At 64.7% G+C, this 17576-nt stretch carries 15 protein-coding genes; 7 read left to right on the top strand and 8 right to left on the bottom strand.

The window, feature by feature from the left end:
• Window positions 1–1392 (bottom strand): type VII secretion protein EccE, encoded by a 1392-nt coding sequence (gene eccE, locus ACFYRY_RS18765; protein ID WP_389146427.1) that lies wholly within the window; start codon window positions 1390–1392, stop codon window positions 1–3.
• 204 nt (window positions 1393–1596) lie between these two features.
• Between eccE and eccB the strand changes: the two genes are divergently transcribed.
• The 6 genes from eccB (at window position 1597) to ACFYRY_RS18735 (ending at window position 7826) form a co-directional block, all read left to right on the top strand.
• A complete protein-coding gene (gene eccB / locus ACFYRY_RS18760; protein ID WP_389146424.1) occupies window positions 1597–3123 on the top strand; it encodes a type VII secretion protein EccB in 1527 nt (508 codons plus the stop codon).
• Window positions 3124–3148: 25 nt separating this feature from the next.
• On the top strand, window positions 3149–4417 hold the full coding sequence (gene mycP / locus ACFYRY_RS18755) for a type VII secretion-associated serine protease mycosin (RefSeq protein ID WP_389146421.1): 1269 nt from the start codon (window positions 3149–3151) through the stop codon (window positions 4415–4417).
• A gap of 413 nt (window positions 4418–4830) precedes the next feature.
• Window positions 4831–5184, top strand: a complete 354-nt coding sequence (locus tag ACFYRY_RS18750) for a DUF4333 domain-containing protein (RefSeq protein ID WP_389146418.1) — start codon at window positions 4831–4833, stop codon at window positions 5182–5184.
• A gap of 469 nt (window positions 5185–5653) precedes the next feature.
• Window positions 5654–5959, top strand: a complete 306-nt coding sequence (locus ACFYRY_RS18745; protein ID WP_389146415.1) for a hypothetical protein — start codon at window positions 5654–5656, stop codon at window positions 5957–5959.
• Window positions 5960–5985: 26 nt separating this feature from the next.
• Entirely contained in the window at window positions 5986–7275 is a 1290-nt protein-coding gene (locus tag ACFYRY_RS18740; protein ID WP_389146413.1) for a putative T7SS-secreted protein, read from the top strand.
• Window positions 7276–7310: 35 nt separating this feature from the next.
• On the top strand, window positions 7311–7826 hold the full coding sequence (locus ACFYRY_RS18735; protein ID WP_389146410.1) for a hypothetical protein: 516 nt from the start codon (window positions 7311–7313) through the stop codon (window positions 7824–7826).
• A gap of 84 nt (window positions 7827–7910) precedes the next feature.
• Here the strand turns inward: ACFYRY_RS18735 and ACFYRY_RS18730 are convergent, their stop codons facing one another.
• The 7 genes from ACFYRY_RS18730 to ACFYRY_RS18700 form a co-directional block, all read right to left on the bottom strand.
• On the bottom strand, window positions 7911–8624 hold the full coding sequence (locus tag ACFYRY_RS18730; RefSeq protein ID WP_389146407.1) for a hypothetical protein: 714 nt from the start codon (window positions 8622–8624) through the stop codon (window positions 7911–7913).
• A gap of 630 nt (window positions 8625–9254) precedes the next feature.
• On the bottom strand, window positions 9255–9761 hold the full coding sequence (locus ACFYRY_RS18725; RefSeq protein ID WP_389146404.1) for a hypothetical protein: 507 nt from the start codon (window positions 9759–9761) through the stop codon (window positions 9255–9257).
• A 54-nt stretch (window positions 9762–9815) separates the two neighbouring features.
• Entirely contained in the window at window positions 9816–12143 is a 2328-nt protein-coding gene (locus tag ACFYRY_RS18720; RefSeq protein ID WP_389146401.1) for a hypothetical protein, read from the bottom strand.
• Window positions 12144–12245: 102 nt separating this feature from the next.
• Window positions 12246–12752, bottom strand: coding sequence for a hypothetical protein (locus ACFYRY_RS18715; protein ID WP_389146399.1), 507 nt, complete (start codon window positions 12750–12752; stop codon window positions 12246–12248).
• A gap of 417 nt (window positions 12753–13169) precedes the next feature.
• Window positions 13170–13847: a hypothetical protein gene (locus ACFYRY_RS18710; protein ID WP_389146395.1), complete on the bottom strand. Its 678-nt coding sequence runs from the start codon at window positions 13845–13847 to the stop codon at window positions 13170–13172.
• A 73-nt stretch (window positions 13848–13920) separates the two neighbouring features.
• Window positions 13921–16158 (bottom strand): hypothetical protein, encoded by a 2238-nt coding sequence (locus ACFYRY_RS18705; RefSeq protein ID WP_389146392.1) that lies wholly within the window; start codon window positions 16156–16158, stop codon window positions 13921–13923.
• A gap of 11 nt (window positions 16159–16169) precedes the next feature.
• A complete protein-coding gene (locus ACFYRY_RS18700; RefSeq protein WP_389146389.1) occupies window positions 16170–16640 on the bottom strand; it encodes a hypothetical protein in 471 nt (156 codons plus the stop codon).
• A 485-nt stretch (window positions 16641–17125) separates the two neighbouring features.
• Between ACFYRY_RS18700 and ACFYRY_RS18695 the strand changes: the two genes are divergently transcribed.
• Window positions 17126–17575, top strand: coding sequence for a hypothetical protein (locus tag ACFYRY_RS18695; protein ID WP_389146386.1), 450 nt, complete (start codon window positions 17126–17128; stop codon window positions 17573–17575).
• Window position 17576 lies beyond the last annotated feature (1 nt).

Genomic DNA, 17576 nt, shown 5'->3' with positions numbered 1-17576 from the left:
TCAGCGGGCACCTCCGAGCGGCAGGGTGGCGAGAACGCCGGGGAGTTGTTCACGATCCAGCCGGGCGAGCCCGGTACGCACCTGCCGCGCCGCCTGCTCCAGATCGCGTCGCGCGTTCGTCAGCTCCTGGTTGCTGCGCCCGGTGATACGGAGGTGACCGGCGACGGACACGTCCTTGCGGTCCCCCCGCGCGAGAGTCAGGCTGAAGGTCGTCGCCAGCGCGGGAACGGCGGTGAGCTGCGCCACCAACTGCGCCAACGACGTACCAGAATCGCCCAGTTGAGGCCAGCGCCGCACCCAGTACGTGGTGTGCCGCCGGTTGTCGCAGCGCCAGCTGCGGCTGGTCTCCTCGGTCCGCCGCTGCGGCACCTCACCCCGCCCCGCCTGGGCGGCCTGCGCGGTCACCATCGGGTTGGCGCACGCGGAGGTGGCGATCGCGGCCGTCAACTCCTCCTCGGTGAGGATGTTGGCGAGGAACCCGGCACCGGTCAGCCGGCTCGCCAGATGCTCCGCCGACCGCACCAGACACTTCTGCGCGCCCAGCAGTCCACCCCCGCGCGCGGCCACCGCCTCCGGGCACAGCTCGGGGTCCAGCTTCAGCGCGATCCACGTGATGCGCACCGAGGGAGACCCCGTCTGCGCCTGCAGCGGGGCGTAGTTGCTCACCACGACGGACTGCTGAGGCAGATGCAGCGCGGGCGCCGGCTGGGTGTGCACCACGATCTGCGCCGACTCCAGGAGGATCCCGTCGACGTCGAGGGCGTCCTGGACGAGCCCGACGGGCAGCGGCCGACGACTGCGCTCCGCGCGCAGCGCACCGGCGTCCGACTCCACCTGGAGCAGCGCGGTGAGGAAGCCACCGTCGCCCACCATGCCCACCGGCCGCCGCTGATCGCGGTCGTCGCCGCGGCTGTGGCTGTACGTCCGCAGGTTCGGGTCGCACTCCACGGCGGGCGCCAGACCGGAGTCGGTGCCTGGCGGCAGCGGAGTGTTCGCGGCCTTGCGGGTGCGGGCCCGCAGCGCCAGCAGGGCGCCCAGCCACTCGGGCAGGGACAGCCCGCGGCGGCGCACCAGAGCGAGCACCACGAGGACCGCGGCGACCACGCCGGCCGGTACCAGCGCGACCGGGCCGATGAGCCACCCGACAGCGACCAGCGCCGCCGCCAGCTCCAGCATGACCAGCCGCTGCACCGTGAACGAACCCCCGCGCCCGGAGCGCGACTTGAGGTGCGGCGTGACGGAGCCGTGGTGCGAGACGGAGGCGGCGTGAGCCGCGCCCGACTGTGCCGTGGGGGGCTGGGGCGAGGACGGGCCGGGGGAACCCGACCGGCGCGCGCGACTCGATCTCGACCCCGATTGCGATCGCGACCGGGCCCGCGTTGCGGAAGCCATCACTCCAAAACCCCCGAACTCTTCCTAAAACCCTTGCCCTTCGGCCCCTTCCAGGCCTGAGCACCCTACCCGTGCCACCAGCACGGTCACGCAACAGGCATAGTAGGGGGCGGCTCTGACAGCCCAGGCATCAGAGGCAACAGAGAACGGGGTAGAACCTTCACAGGTCCCCCACGGCTCCGCACGGGGAGAGAGCGGACACAGATGGCATCACGGCGGGACGAACTCAACGCCTACACCTTCGCGAAGCGCCGCACGCTCGCATCCTTCTTGCAGCCCTCTCCGACGGGCTCGGAGGAAGGCGCGCCCAAGCCGCTGAAGGCACTGTTGCCGGGCACCATCGTCGGGGTGGTGATCCTCGCGGTGTTCGGCGGCATCGGCATGTTCAGCCCGACCGCGCCCAAGGGCTGGAACACCCCCGAAGAGCACGTCATCGTCGCCAGCGACTCGACCACCCGGTACGTGGTCCTGAAGACGGGCAAGCAGACACAGCTGCACCCGGTCCTCAACATGGCCTCGGCCAAGCTCCTGCTGGACCCCGGCAAGGCCGACGTCATCACCGTCGACGAGAAGATCCTGGACAGTGGCAAGCCGCCGCACGGCGCCACCATCGGCATCCCGTACGCCCCCGACCGCCTGCCCTCGGCCGACGAGGCCGAGACCGCCAAGCGCTGGGCGGTCTGCGAGCGTCCCGGCGAGGGTGGCCGCGCCATCCAGAAGGCCGCGTTCGTCTTCGCCAAGAAGGAGTTCGGCAAGACGGAGGGGCCGAACAAGCTCACCGGCGGCGACCTGATGTACGTCGTCGGCCCGGACGAGAAGACCCAGTACGTGGTCGACGCCCGGGGCACGGCGTACCAGATCGAGAACACCGCCGACACCGAGCTGCTCAAGGCCCTCGACACCCAGGGCCGCGACCCGCAGCGGGTGTCCCAGGAGTGGCTCGACACTCTGCGCAAGGGCGACCCGATCTCCATTCCGTCGATCGGGAACACCCCCGGCGCGAAGGCGAACGTCTCCGGCCTCCCCGAGCAGTACGACAAGGTCGGCGAGGTGATCAAGGCCTTCAACGGCTCGAAGATGCAGTACTACGTGGTGCTGCCCGGCAGGGTGGCCGAGATCTCCGAGTTCGTCGCCACCCTGCTGCTCAACAGCGGTGACCTCGTCGCCGTCGGGCAGGCGGGCGAGGCGCAGCAGGTGAGCCCCGGCGCGGTGGTCCAGAGCACGCCCTTCGAGACCGCGAAGAACACCTGGCCGACGTTCAAGCCCCGGACCGTGAACGACGGCACCAGCGCCACCTCCGGCCGCAACACCGTCTGCAACGTCCTGCTCTCGGTCGGCGCCAAGGGCAGGACGACCCTGTCCACCTGGGCGGGCACGGACTTCCCCGCCCAACTGCCCACCGGTTCCTCCAGCGGCTACGTCACCGCCGGCTCCGGCCAGCTCTACCGCCAGTTCCAGGGCACGGAGACCGGCGCGGGCGGCGTCTTCCTGGTCACCGACACGGGCCTGCGCTACGCCCTGCAGTCCAACAGCGACAGCGCCACCGACGACGAGGGCATCGGCACCTCCGCCAAGAAGCGCCAGGAGGAGCTCCAGGAAGCCAAGATCGCCCAGACCCGGCTCGGCTACGAGAAGGTGACGCCCACGCCCGTCCCCGCGGTGTGGTCGACGTTCCTGCCGACGGGCCCGCGCCTGTCGGAGGCGGCGGCACGGCTGCCGCAGGGCTCCTAGCGGCGCGGCGGAGGAGAACGAAGCGATGCTGAACGCAAGGACGTCGGCGATCCGGGAACAGGGCAGGAGAGCGGCCGCGCTGGCCGCCGCCACCACGATCGTGGCAAGTGTCTCGGTGGTCGCCCTGCCCGCGACCGCCGCCCACGCGGACGAACAGTGCACGTTCCCGTCGAAGCCGTACACGGGCCGCCCCTGGGCCCTGCAACGCGTCAACCTCGACGAACTCTGGGCGCAGTCCAGGGGCAAGAACGTCCAGGTGGCCGTGATCGACACCGGCGTGGACGTCAAGAACCGCCAGCTCACGAAGGCCGTCGAGGCGTCCAAGGGCGCGAACCTCCTGCCCCCGAAGAACGCCAAGGGCGAGAAGATCGACCGCGGCAACAGCCAGGGCACCACCGACACGGTCGGGCACGGCACACGCGTGGCCGGCATCATCGCGGCCCGCCCGATGAAGGGGACCGGCTTCGTGGGCCTCGCGCCCGACGCCGAGATCATCCCCATCAAGCAGAACAACGCGGAGGGCGACGGAACGGCCAGCACCCTGGCGGAGGCGATCAAGCACGCGGTCGCCGAAGGTGCCGACGTCATCAACATCTCCCAGGACACGGCCAACGCCGTGAAGCCCGACTCGCGCCTGGAGGACGCCGTCGACTACGCCCTCGGCCAGAAGGTCGTGGTCGTCGCCTCCGCCGGCAACGACGGCCTGGGCGGCAAGGTCCAGATCACCTACCCGGCGTCGTACAAGGGCGTCCTCGCGGTCGCGGCCTCCGACCGCAACAACGAGCGGGCCGCCTTCTCCCAGTCGGGAGATTTCGTGGGAGTCGCCGCCCCCGGCGTCGACATGATCTCCACAGTTCCCGGCGGCGGTCACTGCTCCGACAACGGTACGAGTTTCTCGGCGCCGTACGTGGCGGGAGTGGCCGCGCTCCTCAAGTCCAAGTACCCCACCTGGACGGCCCAGGAGGTCGTCGCCCAGATCGAACAGACGGCGGAACGCTCGATCCCCGGCAAGGACCGCAACGTCGGCTGGGGCGTCGTCGACCCCGTCAAGGCCCTGACGGACGTGGACCCGGAACACCCCGTCCAGTCCCCCAAGCCGGAGGACGGCGTCTCCCGGGCCGAGGCACCGTCCATCACCCCCCTGCACTTCGGCGAGACAGCCGAGGAACGCAACACCCGTCTGGCGACGTACGTCGTCGTGGGCGGGCTCGTCGTGGTGGCCGGGCTGGGCGGCACGGCGGTGGCGGTCCGGGACGCGCGTCGGCGGCGGGGGCGGCTCGGGGGTCAGGTGTGACGGTGATGGGCACGGCTGAGCGCCAGCCGTGACGGTGGCGTGCGCGGCTCAGGGCGAGCTATGACGCCGGTGGTGCCGCGCGACCGGCGAACCCGGACCAACTCGCATCAGCAATGCCGCTGCTGAGATCCCCGCGGTAAGGCTTGATGAGATCGAGATCGAGGTCGAGATCAAGGGAAACAGTTCGATAACTTCAGGACTCGGTATTTCCGATCTGCACCCTCATTGGTGAAGATTATTTGCGGGTACGGCGAAGTGCTCATGGAACGCCGTTCGTCACTCGCTTCGAGCTGTAATCCTTATTGCTCCTATCCAGTTCTGTGAGCCTCTGGGGCGACATTCCGCAGCTGCGTCGCCACGTATGCTTTCGGTGTCTTCTTACCTTGATAAGACCCGGAAGGAATCCCCCCACCATGACCAAGCCCCGCTTGTCCGCAGTAACTTGGAGCCTGTCGACCGTAGTGGTCGGCGTGCTGATGGCGGGCTGCTCGGCGTCGGCCGACACCGGAAGCTCCGAGCCGAAACTGTCCTCGGACAAGCTGGCCGCCACGGTGGCCGAAAAGCTCGCCGCCACAACGGGCCAACCGAAGCCGGACATCACCTGCCCCGAGGACCTCGCCGGGAAGGTCGGCAACACCACCCGTTGCAAGCTCACGGCGTCCGACGGCAGCACCTTGGGCGTGACGGTCAAGGTCTCCTCTGTCGACGGAGACAACATCAACTTCGACATCAAGGCCGACAACGCGCCTTCTCCGGCCGCGAGCTGACTGGCCATCGGCCCACACGGAGCATGTGCGTCCCCGTCGGCGGCGGCCTCCCGCTGCTTCCGCACGGATGCCGGTGGGTGACGACTCTTTGAAGGGGACGGCGCCCCGTAACGGCTGACCTCCGCCCACGACCTGTGCCCACGGTGCGTTGACCCGCTGGCCCGTTCGCGAGGCGACGAGACCCCCTCCTCGTAACTGCGGCCGCACTGCCGCGGGTTGGGCCAGTCCGGGCCAGACGACGCCTGCGAAGCCCCTCCGATGAGACGGAGACGCGGTGTCGGCCACGAGGAATCGACACCCGGAGATCCCTTGCTCGCAGGAGGGCGCCGAGGGGCCCTGCGTGGCTGCTTTGCCGGTGTCGTGAAGAGCCGGTGAGCGCGCGTTTTCGGACACATCAGCGGTGATAGCGTTCACGCGCTCAGCGCCATGTGTGCGCGATACAAACGGAGTTGAAAGACGGGGGTATGCCGTGGCCGGCGATCTCGGAGTGGGTCCCGACGTCCTCAAGCAGGGCGGAAAAGACATTCTGGAAGTGCTCAAGCCGGTCAAGGAAGTGGACCTGGGCGACGAGGCCAAGCAGGCCTCTGAGATCGGTGACGACGACGCCGCCGCGGCAATGGTGACGTTCTGCGCGACGTGGGAGGGGGGCGCCGCGTTCCTCGCCGACTGTGCGGCCACCTTGGCGGAAGGGCTGAACAAGGCCAACGGCGACTTCGATGACACGGACCAGGCCATTCGCGATTCGGTGAACTCCGTCAAGAAGGTATTGGTCTAGCAACAGAAACGGGGGAATCCGCAGTAATGGCAGCTTCGCTCGGGTCCACGAGTGACCCGAAGGACCTCATCCCGGGAGACGCCGGCAAGCTCGGCAGCCTCGAGACCTCACTCAAGAAGTGGTCGACCACGTTCGACGGAATAGGCGACGGCCTGCGTGACGTGCGCGTCAAGGACTGGGTCGGTCAGGCCAGTGACGCCTTCTGGCCCACGTTGGCCAAGGAGAAGACCAACTGGTACTTCGCCAGCGACACGATGTCCGGGGCCGCCAAGGCGGTCCACTCGTACGCCTCCACCCTGACCTGGGCGCAGGGACAGGCCGGGACGGCGATCGACAAGTGGAAGGCCGGCGACCACGAGGCCGCGGAACATCTGCTGAGCACTGCGCGCAAGCAGCTCAAGGAGCAGGCCGACACGCTGACCAAGAAGCTCAACGACCTCGCGGGCAGCGCGTCCGACAGCCCCGACTGGCTCGTTGCGGTCAGGAGCGGCGTGGATGCCAAGAAGTGGGCTGAAGAGCACGGCGTCGGCAAGAGCGCCATCTCTCCCACGGCGTGGGCCAAGGAGACCAAGAGGTGGAAGACCGACGAGGCCAGCCACTGGCGCCGCAGGGAGAAGGAGTGGGGCAAGGACGCCGACGGCAACTACTACCTGCGGAACAAGCCCGGCACGGCCGAGGACGGCGACCCAACCACTCCCGGGCCGAAGGCCGACTGGAACATCAAGCTCGCCGAGTGGTCGGATAAGGCCAGCGTTTGGTCGGATGGTGTTGCGGGAGAGAAGAAGGCGGGCGGCTTCACGGGGAAGTACGCGGCCGACGTAGCGGCGCTCGGCGTGGACGGCTCGGTCGGCGCGAGTGTCGCGAACGGGCAGCTACAGGCCGGTGCTTCGGGGACCGCGTACCTCGCTCAGGCATCGGCGAACGGCAGCGTGGAGTACGGCGTGGCCGCCATCCAGGGCGAGGCCAAGGCCTTCGCGGGCGCGGACGCCTCGGCGAAGGTGGGCGTCGGCAAGGACGGGGTGCACACCGGCGCGGAGGCGTTCGCCGGAGCCAAGGCCACCGGGTCGCTCTCGGCCGACGTCGCCGGTGTGGGCGCCGGTGCGACCGGTGAGGCGTGGGCCGGCGTGGGCGCCGAGGCCAACGCCGACCTGGGCATGAAGGACGGCAAGTTCACCATCGGTGGAGAGCTCGGGGCCGGTCTGGGCGTCGGCGGCAAAGTCGGTGTCAACATCACCGTCGATCCCGGCAAGATGGTCGACTCGATCGGGTCCGCGGCAGACGACGCCTGGGACCACACAGTCGGCAGTTGGTTCTAGCCCCAGTCGACGATCACTGAAGGATGGGATCCACCATGACGACCACGCTGCCGGTCAAGATTTCCTTTTCGCTGCCGGACGGCTGGCAAGCGGCGCCGCCGGACGAGGTGGGAGCGCCTGGCGCCGCCTTCGTTGCGCTGCATCCCGCCTCCATCGACGGCGGGTTCACGGCGAACATCACCATCTCCGGTGAGATGCGCAACGACGGCGCCACGCTGTCGGAGATCGCCGACGAGTCGGTGCCCAGGCTGGAGCAGGCAGGGACCGTACGGATCATCAAAAAGGTTGATGCGGGTACTCCGGACATCCCGGGCCTGACGGATCCTCCGGGGATTCTCCAGAACCTCGTCCTCTCCACCACCCTGCGAGGGGAACCCGTGGAGCTGTGCCAGAGTCAGCTGTACCTCGGCATGGAGGATGTCCACTCTCCGGCGAAGCGCGCGGTGCTCGAGTTCGTCCTCACGGCGAAGCAGAACCAACTCGACGAAGTCATCGATGACTTCCGGCAGTTCCTCAGGACGGTACGCCCGGCCGACGACACCGAGGCCTAGCGAGCTCAGGAACATCGGACACACATCCGAGTGCCCCTTGCCCCGGCGAATCATCGCCTCGGGTCAAGGGGCACTCGGCGTTGCTCAGGCCGCCGTCCATGCCTGTGCGGGAATCTGGTCGAGCACGTCACACAAGTAGTTCAGCTTCTCTTCCAGGTCCTGCGGAGACAGCGTGCCCGTGTACCACGTGAACAGTTCGTCGTCGCGCAACTGAAGAGGAGACTGCCTGCCCCGTGGGTCCGTGACCAGGAAAGATGCCACGGAGTCGCTCAGGATGCTGCGGGCGAAATCCTCGTCCTGGGTGACGACCCGGAATGTGTCATCGAATTCGGTCATGCCGAGCCGCATCCGCTGCCTCCGGTCGAGCAGCGCGTCCGTCTTGCTCGGTCGCAGAATCTCCACCGGCTGCCCATGTCCAGGGGCCTGGACTACAAAAATTGCTTCGATGGTCGGTCGTTTGCGTTCGCCGGCATTGCCGGACATGGGGTTGTTGTAGCGGTGCTCGAAGCACTTGAAGGAGCGGCCACGGAACTCGCCGGTGATGTAGTGCCAGGCACTCAGATTCGAGCCGCTGCCAGGCATGGGGCCCACACCGCAGTACTCAGTGGCCTGCCCACGCGCCCGTTGTTCATACGTCCAGCCGCGCGCCCCGGCGACCCGCGGGAGCTCCGCCCAGTCGCGTCTGATCCGCTTGTCCTCCTTGTTGCTACGCACGAACACCCAGATGACAAGAGTGAACATTCCGACAATAAAAGCGAAGAAGACCACCTTCGCCAAGATCCCTAGCAGCTGCTCCATGACCCGAGATTATTGCGGACTCCATGTGCTCCCGTGAACGGAGGCTTCCTCGATGTCCGGGGCAGCCAACCCCCGTCAGCGCGGGTCCTTCGCGCACCGCACAAATGGTGAAGATCATCTGCATGCACGGCAAACTTACCGAAACCGGATAACGAGACTCGGTGGAGGTCAGGGGAGTCGCGTGTGCTTGCGAGGTGCGCCGCTTTCGATCAGACGCTGACTGCTGAGGCCCGCTGTTCGAGCTGGTGGGCCCGGCGTTCACTGAAGCCTGCCGCCTCGCGCGACTTACTCGCACGCACTGCACCAGGTTGCCAATCGTGAAGGTTCGCAGGAGATTCTTACCTGTGGTGGGCGATCCCTCTGGAACGTAGCGTCGAGCGGCGTACTGATCTCAGGACCCTGATGACAGGCTTCTGCTCCTTCAGGGCTGCCATATGGCCGGAGATCAAGTCTTCGTCGGCGGTGTCCCCCGCACCTGACCGAACGCTCAACTCCCGCCTCGGACACGGAAGCCAGGACTGATCCACCTCAGGTGTTAGCCGTTGTAAGGTCGCCCATAATTCTGGAAGGCGCCTAGATTTCACTCGAGGTTGACGAGCAGGTTTTCTTTCCAGGAGGCGTGACTTTACGCTACTGGCACTCGTCGGAATTCTCGACAGCGCGAGTGTATGCTCGCATCAACTTCTTTACGGCGTCCGCGTTATTCACGCTCTTGCCGTAGGTTTGAATTGCAGTGAAAAGAGTGTGCTTGGTGTGATCCCTGTTGACACAAGAATTCACCCGCTCCACTCCACCCGTGCCGGAATATAGATACGTGTCGTTAACGCCTGGCTGCGCCGACTCCAGCTGCGGGTGCGCATCGGCGACGTCGTTAATACTGTCTCCTTTCTCCCACCATTCTCGGCTCGCTATGAGTGCCGCTTTGCCGTCAATGTTGATCTGGCAGCGCTTCCTGCTGGGGACCGGATTTTTCTCTCGAACCTCGACCGTCTTTCCCGGGGGTAGGAGTTTCGAGATCAACTTCGGGTCCACAGGCGCGCCACAAAGGTTCTTGGGGACGTCATACTCCCGCGCTTCATTCGACCCGGAGCAGCCGACGAGCGTGCCCAGTGTGACGAGCAACAATGAGGCAGCCATAACTCGTACGTTATTCAACTGGAAAACCTCTCATTCTGCTTGAGGTACTCGGTTCTAGATGTCTGTCACAAGCTCCGGCGCCACCCGGTCCATGTAGGAGCCTGCGTCCAGGAACCCCTTGGATGACTCATCTTCAGCCCAAGTAGCTACATCGCCTGAAAGGTGATAGGACCTTGCAGCTTCCGACGCGGCGCTTCGGGTGTACTTCATGTTGCTGTCCTGGCCGTTCTCCCAGCTCTCACCCATTTTGGGGCCGGCCTCGTCCTTCGCGCTTCCCTCTGCGTCTTTGAACAACTGCTCCAAGACAACGCTGGTTGCGGTTCCGGCAGCACCACCGACACCAGCGCCAACTACAGGAGAAGCGATGAATGACGTACCGATGCCGACGCCGGTGCCCACAGTTCCAGAGATGACGTTCTTCCACTGAGACACCGCGTGGTCGTAGTCGTCGTCTGCCAGGGCGCCGGGTGCTGCGATAGCCTCATTACGGCCCATTGCCAGGGTTCCAGAAACCTCACCTGAATGGCGTGCAATGGAGCGAACCGTGAGCTGGAGATCACCATCAGGACGCTGGCTTTGCGGCAGATCGGGGTTCAGGTGGTACTCCATCAGTTCTGCCATGTAGGCCTTCTGGCCCACCTCGACCGCGGCATAGCCTTCTGGGTTCTGACCGATGGCAAACAGGAACCGCGATACGTCGCGGTGGTTCATCTCGGCCGCGGATCCATCTACGGGGTAGAGTTTCTGGACGCGATCCCACGCATCCAGACCGTCCCTGTCGCCCTTGTCCGGGTTTGGATCGACATCTGTTGCGGCCCGGTCGATGTCCGGCAGGTACTCAGAAGCGATCTGCCCGATGCTGTCCGACATATAACTGCTGTCGGTTAGACGCCCATTATCGTCTGAGATCGAAGCCACGATGCTCTCGAAGAGCTTGGTCTGGCCCTCATTGTGGGCGGGTGTGTCCATTGTTGGCTGCTCGCCAGCAGGATGCCCGGTGGTGGCAGCCTCCAGGGCCAGAGCCAGGTTGTTCTTCCCCGTGTGGAGGTCGTCGCCCTTCGCGTCCGTCTCCTCAGGCCAGTCCCGCTCCTCAAAGAGGTACTGGAAGTTGGACAGTTCCTTCTTGCCCTTGTAGTCGTCCTCGTCGTCTGAGTCCCACTCGAAGGGGTTGTCCGGATCGTCCTTCGAGACGTACTGCTGGTTGAAGAAATCGGTAGCCGCGTCGGGGCTGTTGGACAGGCCCTTCAGGTAACCCGTGAGGGGATCGGAGCCGCTGTCGTCCCCGATCCGGTTGAGCCATGGGTCCATCCCCATGCGCTGCCACGCCATGTTGTCGTGCTCACCATTGCCGGTGAGCCTGCGCTCAGTGACCATGAGCTTGGTCCCGTAATCCTTGAGAAACTGGTCGTCGTAATCGCCTGTTCGCATCAGGTTGCTCATGACCTGGAAGCCCATCGGGCCACCGTTGTTGCCATAGATCGGTTTGTCGCCGATGTCGATCATCGAGCGCTTCCACTCAGTCATCGCGACTGAGTCGCTCTGCGTCGCGTTCGACAGAGTCATCCCCAGATTGCGCTGCAGGTCGTCGAACTGGTCGAGGCGCTTTTGCCCGAGTTCGTAATTGCCCCGGTGAGGATCGTTGACCCCGGTCCAGAACTCCAATGTCTTCTGTGGCCCGAGAGTTGTGGCGAACGTCTCGGCGAACAGGCTGTCGTTGGCGTACTGCTTGAGCCCGGCGTTGAGCCGGTCGAACTCCCCGACAGTCAGGTCTTCAGGGTTCTTCCTCGCCAGTTTGGCCAGGTCTTCAGCCTGCTTGATGGCCTTTTCCGCAGAGTCTCGGTTTGTGTAGTTGGCGTCTGAGAAGCCGAGTTGGCTCTGGTCGGCGATGGTCTGAAGAACCTTCTTCGCGGAACTATCGCTCTCAGTCGCCTTGTCCAGAATCTTCTGAATCTCGTCCCTCAGCGCAGTGATGTCACCCTTGTTGTCCTGGTCCTCCTGGGCCCGGCCCTCCGGAGGCACATTTGTGGTGACCGTGAAACCGCCCTCGTAGGCGATGACCGTGAGCTTTTTCTTCCGACCGCCCTCGATGGCGTCGACAAGCTGCTGGTGGTAACCCTTCAGCTCATTGCGGGTGTCTCTGATGATGCTGTGAATGGTCTTGGCCTGCGTGTGTGCGTCACTGAACTCGTCGGCCGTCTTACCGATGAACTCCTTGGTGACCGTGGCGTTCACACCTGCCCAGTCAGCCTTGTTGGCGGCCTGGTGAAGTTCGTTTTCGGCGTCCTTCTTCAACTGCTCAAGGTGTTTGACGAGCGTCGACCAGTCCGTGACAGCTTCGTCAAGCAGATTGAAGTTGGCGTGGTGGAGAGCGTCGAGGTCCATGGAAGTTCGTCCCTAGGGCTGGCGGGCGGAGATGAAGGCTTGTCTTCTGTGGGTGAAACCCAACTGCGCATCGGAAGACGCGGCGTCGACACTCGACCGCCACTACTCCTTCTTCTCGTCCTTCTTCCCATAGAGGGGGTTCTTTTCGCCGGGCTGCCCGACCCTCTCGTCGAAGCCGGCATCCAACAGGTCGATGCTGCTCATCTGACGCTCGATGAAGTTCTCGTCGCCGGAGTGCAGCTTCTTGGTGACCTGAAGGTGATTCGAGATCTGAGCGCAGGCGTCCATCAGGGACTTGAGTTGTTCGTCCCACCGATTCGACACGTGCTGCAAGCCCGCCCCGAGCTCGAATCCCTGCTTAGACAGGTCGGAAGCGGCGCTGTCACTCGGAGCGACAGCTACGCGGGCCTTGTCCCACAACTGGTTGTAGAGGTCGTGCGCGGACTTACTGATCTTGGTGAGACTCTCGTTCTTGACCTTCAGATCGCCGTACCCGCTCGGCCGCACGTAGCGTCCGCCATCCCCAGGGTCGAGTTGGTTCAACTGCATGTGGGCCGACTGCCGCTCCGCCGCCTGGGCTTTGAGCTGATCCCACTCTTCCCACGCCATGCGTGATCTCTCCCCCGTGTGCTCGGCTGCCGGTCCTCGCGGCCCGCGCGGACGGACCCTGCCTCTCGATGGTTTCGTGGCCATCAAGTTAGCAACCCAGACCACGGAAAATTTTGGTCATGTCCGCTGCGCGTAGATTGTCGTTCGTGGAGGTCCGCAGAGGGTGCACACCGGATGACACGCACCAGCAGCCGACAGGGCAGCCCACTGTTCCAGCCGAACCACGGCCGGCTGGAACAGTGGGCTGCCTCGGCTGAGGTGCCTCGGCCGCGTCCGGGCACGCGCGTCACGATCACCCGGATGGGTCGCCGATGCGCTCACCTCTTGAGGTACGCCCCGGCCTCTTCGTAGCGCTACTGAACTCCCCGTCCGAAACCACGTGAATCCAGGGCCAGACACGCGAACCCATGGGTGCGGTCAACCTTCGTACCCAGGCCAATTCACCTTGCTGATCGAAGGAACCGAACTAGGGAGGTTGGTGTCGTTCTTGCAGCCCCCCTGTTTGGCAACGTCCCGCGCCAGCTGGAGCATGATGTCCACGCCGACCTTGCGGGCCTCGGCTGCGGACAGGCCGCTCCCCTTCATCGGCCGTGCCAGGACATCGACCTTGATGTACTTGTCCCGTTTCCTGTACGCGGGTGCGTCGTCCGGGAGATCGGGGTTGCACTCGAAGAACACCACCTGCGAGGCCCTGAGGTAGTACGCGAGGACGCCCATGTCCATCTGAGTGCGAGCTTCGTCCCCCCTTGCGTCGGCCGTGGGGAGCTTGTCGGCTGGAGGAGTGTCGTCGTTCCATGCGATGTCGACGTCCAGAACGGTGTCCAGAGAGCCGTCGCTCTGTGCTTCGTATTCGCAATGGCTCGGAAAGTGCTCCGAGACGACCCGGAAATCATCCTGTTGATGCAGGAGCTTGCTGCCCGGGGCGAGAAGCTTCTGCAGGGTGGCCTGGTTCGGTGTCCCGTTCCAACACGGTTTGGAAGGGGCCTTGAGCGCGTCGGCTTTTCCCTCGTCAGAGCGGGCCGACCAGAAGTAGACGCCCGCTCCGAGTGCGGCCAGTACGACAACGACACAGAGCGCTTTCGCTCTGCCGGACATTCTTCCGACGCTCATGTCATCCCTGCTTGGTCGCTTGCTCTACGAAATTTCGTCAACTACTACTGAACCAAGGTCATTTCGGAGGATTGCGCTTGTAGTGGTCCTTGGCCTCCCGCTGAAGCTCCTTGCCATGGTCGAAGCCCTCACCTGTCTGCTGTGTCACGTCTCGACGCATGTCCGTCGGATCCACGCCAGCAGGGGTGCCGGCGACCTGAAGTCCGTTCGACGCCTGGTCAAGAGCGTTCTGGCGGGCGTTGAAAGAGGACTCTCCCGCCTGGTGAGCGGTCTCGGCAGAGGTGTTCCGTTCTGCTCCTTCGACAACCTCGCCGACGACTACCTCGGTGACGCCGTTGATGACCTCTCCGGCGATGGGCACCCGCTCGGTGGCCAGACCGACAGTGGAACCGAAGGCGGTGTTGAACATGTCCGCCCGCTTCTGCAGCGCATCGTTGTAGTCCTGGTCGCTCTGCTGGCCCCCGGTGACGATCTGGTCGTGTCGAGCCCCGGAGAGGAGGCCTTCCACCGTTCCGGTGTTGTAGGCGATGTGCTTCAGGTTCTCGGCAGGCGTTCCCGCATATTTCTCCGGGTGCGCGTTGGCGTCCTGCATCACCCCGGCCGAGTAGTTCTCCGCTCCCAGAGTGGCCTCGGCATAGCCGTCCGGATTCCTGCCGACGGTGTCAAGGAACTCCGCGGTGGCAAGCGCGTCGGTGAACTTGGTCGGACTGCCGTAGAGATCGTCGAATTCGTCGGACTGGCTCAACGTGGAATTGACCTCGGGCATGTACTCGCCAGCCATCCGTCCGAGGCTGTCGCCCATCGTGTCGTCGGCCAACTTGGGATCAGCGGCCACCGCGTTGATGACCTGGTTCATGATGTCCTGGCGCGCTTGGCTGTGTTCGGGGTGGGCACCGACGTCACCATGGTCGTACGGAAGTCCCGACACCGCCGCCTCAAGAGCGTGACCGAGAGCGTCCTTCCCGTAGATCACCGGGTCCTTGGCCGCCATGGGAGAGGTCATGTCAGGAATCCACTGCCGGGCGCCGTCGCCCTTGCCGTCCGCACCCATGCCCATCAGGTAGTCCAGATTGCTCATCTGCTTGCCCGGGCCCGCGACGTCGGCGTTGAAGAAACTCGTGGCCGCGTCCGGATTGTGCCCGTAAGCCTCCAGAAGACCCGTGACCGGATCCCACCCGCGGCCGCCTTCTGTGTCGGCGTTCAGGCCGAAGTTCTTCATGCCCCCGTAGTTTCCGTCGGGGCGCCCCCACGATCCGCCTTCCCGCTCGTACGCGATCATGTCCTTGCCGACCTTGTCGAGGAAGCCCTTCGGGTACTCCCCGTGCCGCAGCAGCGTGCCAAGCACCTGGTACCCCTTGGGTACCACCTGGTTGCCCTGCATCTGCAGATCAAGATCACTGCGTCCGACGCGCATGAGTTCGTCGGTCCACTTGTCGCCGAGACCGGGAGTCGCGGTGGCGAGCGCCGTGCCCATGCTGTCCTGGATGCTCCTGGCGAGACGCAGTTGCTCCCCGCCTTCCGCTGTGCCGTCGAGTGAGAGCTGGGCCTGGAACCGCAGCGCCCCCTCCTGGCCGAGGCCTCGGTACAGATCGGTCGCGAACTCCTTGTCTTCCGCGTTGTACTTGATGAGGGTCTGAAGTTCCCGCAACTCCTCGGTGGAGAGCTCCTTGCCCTCCTTGTAGAGCGCCAGGCTCTTCTTCGCCAACTCCTCGGCCCGTTGCTCCTGGGCGTCGTCGAGTGATGTGTAGTTCTCGTGACCGAAGTTGAACTCGTCGCTGCCGTGGCTCTTGCGCAGCGCCCGACTCACGGAGTCGTCGATCTCTCGTGCCTGCGAGATGATCTCGGCGATGCGATCGGCGAGCTCCTGAGCCGTGTTGAGTTCAGCTTCTGTGTGCGTGTCGTCGGTGGTGCGATCGTGCGGGTAGAAGACGTGTACTTTTCCGTCGCCTACGTCATTTACTCGCAGTCCCAGCCCAGGCGCCTCGGTGTGAACGGCCGAGTTCAACTTCTTCTGGAGTGCGACGAGTTCGGTGCAGGCGTCGTCGAGGACCTGGTAGATGCTTGAGGCCTCGGCGTGGGCGTCTGTGAACTCCTTGGCTGTCTTCTTCACGAACTCCCGCGTCACGTCGGAGTTCACGCCGGCCCATCGGGCGCCCTCCGATTTTGCAAGCAGGCCTTTCTCGGCCCTGTCGGCGAGCTTCTTGAGATTGTCGACGATCTTCTTCCAGTCGGCGACAGAAGCTGTCAGCTTCCCGAGATTGACCTCGGACAAGTTCGTCATGGTGATGCCGGACACAACAGCCCCCGCTACTTGAAGTACTTGCTGAGCTCCGATACCGACCTGCCGGAACCGTCCCTGCCTTTGACCGCCGCCGCGATCTCCGCATCGTCGTTCGCATGCAACTTCTTCGAGAAGTCGAGATGGTTCGATATGAGAGCGCAGGCATCGAGCAGCGATTTCACCTGGCTCGTCCAGATCTCGACGGTCAGCGAGAGGCTGTCGCCCAAGGCGAAGTTCGAGTTGGACAGCTCGGTTGCCGCCTGCATCGTGCTGCCGGAACCGTGCTTGTCCACCCCCATGCCGACCACGTCGGCCTGACCGTGCAGGTCACCATGCAGCCCATGAGCCTCATGGCCGACGGCGCCGAGGTCATCCTGGTTCACTACCAGGTCACCGCCGCCTCCGCCGCCGTCCGGCGCGAGCTGGTTCAGACGCATGTTTGTCGAACCTCGTTCGGCAGCCTGTGACTTGAGCTGATCCCACTCGTCCCATGCCATGTGCGGCACCCTTCCCCGTGACCGTGCTCTTCCCCGTGGTCATGCTGAACTCTTGTGGCTCCTGTGTGACTCCTGCCTGCTTCTGGTGATCGCGCGGAGTGTGCAGCACGCTAGCAAGCCTGTTCGTGTTATTGGGAGGTTGCTGCGAGGTCGCGATCGCCCACCTGTAGAAGTTTGATGAAGATCGCGAACGGGGCTCTTTGGCGGCGGCGACAGAGGTCACGATTGGTCAGCGCCTTGGGATCCGCACCGTGAGGGGTTCGCGCAACCAGCTGACGTGAACGCGCAAAACGGGCAAAGGCTCGCGCCTGCCGCGGTCTCGTAACGGACTTAACACACACCGCTGTTGGTCCCGTTGTGCAGGTTGACTACAGTGGTAAAGGCGTTGTCAGGCGTGGCTCGCTTTGCGATCGTACGGCGAGTGGTTGGTCGGTCCCGGCTTGGTGAGGGCCGATGGAAGTACGGGGAAACGGGGGAGGAGCGTCGTGGGGCTGCCGGACAGTTCGGGGGGCGCGTCGGCGAGCAGGGCGGCGGACCTGGAGGTCAGTGGCGAACTGCTGACTCAGTTCGTGAATCGGGTGGACGCGGTACTCCGGAAGCTTCAGGCGTCCGCGGGTAACCCGACCAAGGTGAGCGCTCAGGGGATCAGGAAGACATCTCTGGGCAATGTGCCGGACACCTCGACCTTCCCTGAGGCGCATCGTCTGTACGAGCAGTACGACCGAGTGCACCAAGAGCTCACATCCCTGTCCAAGACCCTGCACCTACAGATCGAGGCAACCGGTATCGCGGTGCAAGGTGCCGCTCATGGCTTCGACAATCTCGAAGAGGAGCAGCGCCAGCGCTTCTGGGCGATCCAAACGGAGATCCGTGACATCCAGCAAGCGCAGGGTAACAGGCTGCACACCCACGACTCGAAGACCACGAGGTTGTGAC

Origin of the sequence: Streptomyces sp. NPDC005263 (assembly GCF_042872365.1) — a bacterium.
In the GTDB taxonomy this organism is placed as follows: domain Bacteria; phylum Actinomycetota; class Actinomycetes; order Streptomycetales; family Streptomycetaceae; genus Streptomyces.
Note: the sequence above shows the minus strand (reverse complement) of the source record. Positions and strands in the feature narration are given on the sequence as shown.

Coding starts and splice junctions, on each gene's coding strand:
- eccE (WP_389146427.1), bottom strand. CDS start 1,392: ATGGCTTCCGCAACGCGGGCCCGGTCGCGATCGCAATCGGGGTCGAGA.
- eccB (WP_389146424.1), top strand. CDS start 1,597: ATGGCATCACGGCGGGACGAACTCAACGCCTACACCTTCGCGAAGCGC.
- mycP (WP_389146421.1), top strand. CDS start 3,149: ATGCTGAACGCAAGGACGTCGGCGATCCGGGAACAGGGCAGGAGAGCG.
- ACFYRY_RS18750 (WP_389146418.1), top strand. CDS start 4,831: ATGACCAAGCCCCGCTTGTCCGCAGTAACTTGGAGCCTGTCGACCGTA.
- ACFYRY_RS18740 (WP_389146413.1), top strand. CDS start 5,986: ATGGCAGCTTCGCTCGGGTCCACGAGTGACCCGAAGGACCTCATCCCG.
- ACFYRY_RS18735 (WP_389146410.1), top strand. CDS start 7,311: ATGACGACCACGCTGCCGGTCAAGATTTCCTTTTCGCTGCCGGACGGC.
- ACFYRY_RS18730 (WP_389146407.1), bottom strand. CDS start 8,624: ATGGAGCAGCTGCTAGGGATCTTGGCGAAGGTGGTCTTCTTCGCTTTT.
- ACFYRY_RS18725 (WP_389146404.1), bottom strand. CDS start 9,761: ATGGCTGCCTCATTGTTGCTCGTCACACTGGGCACGCTCGTCGGCTGC.
- ACFYRY_RS18720 (WP_389146401.1), bottom strand. CDS start 12,143: ATGGACCTCGACGCTCTCCACCACGCCAACTTCAATCTGCTTGACGAA.
- ACFYRY_RS18715 (WP_389146399.1), bottom strand. CDS start 12,752: ATGGCGTGGGAAGAGTGGGATCAGCTCAAAGCCCAGGCGGCGGAGCGG.
- ACFYRY_RS18710 (WP_389146395.1), bottom strand. CDS start 13,847: ATGTCCGGCAGAGCGAAAGCGCTCTGTGTCGTTGTCGTACTGGCCGCA.
- ACFYRY_RS18700 (WP_389146389.1), bottom strand. CDS start 16,640: ATGGCATGGGACGAGTGGGATCAGCTCAAGTCACAGGCTGCCGAACGA.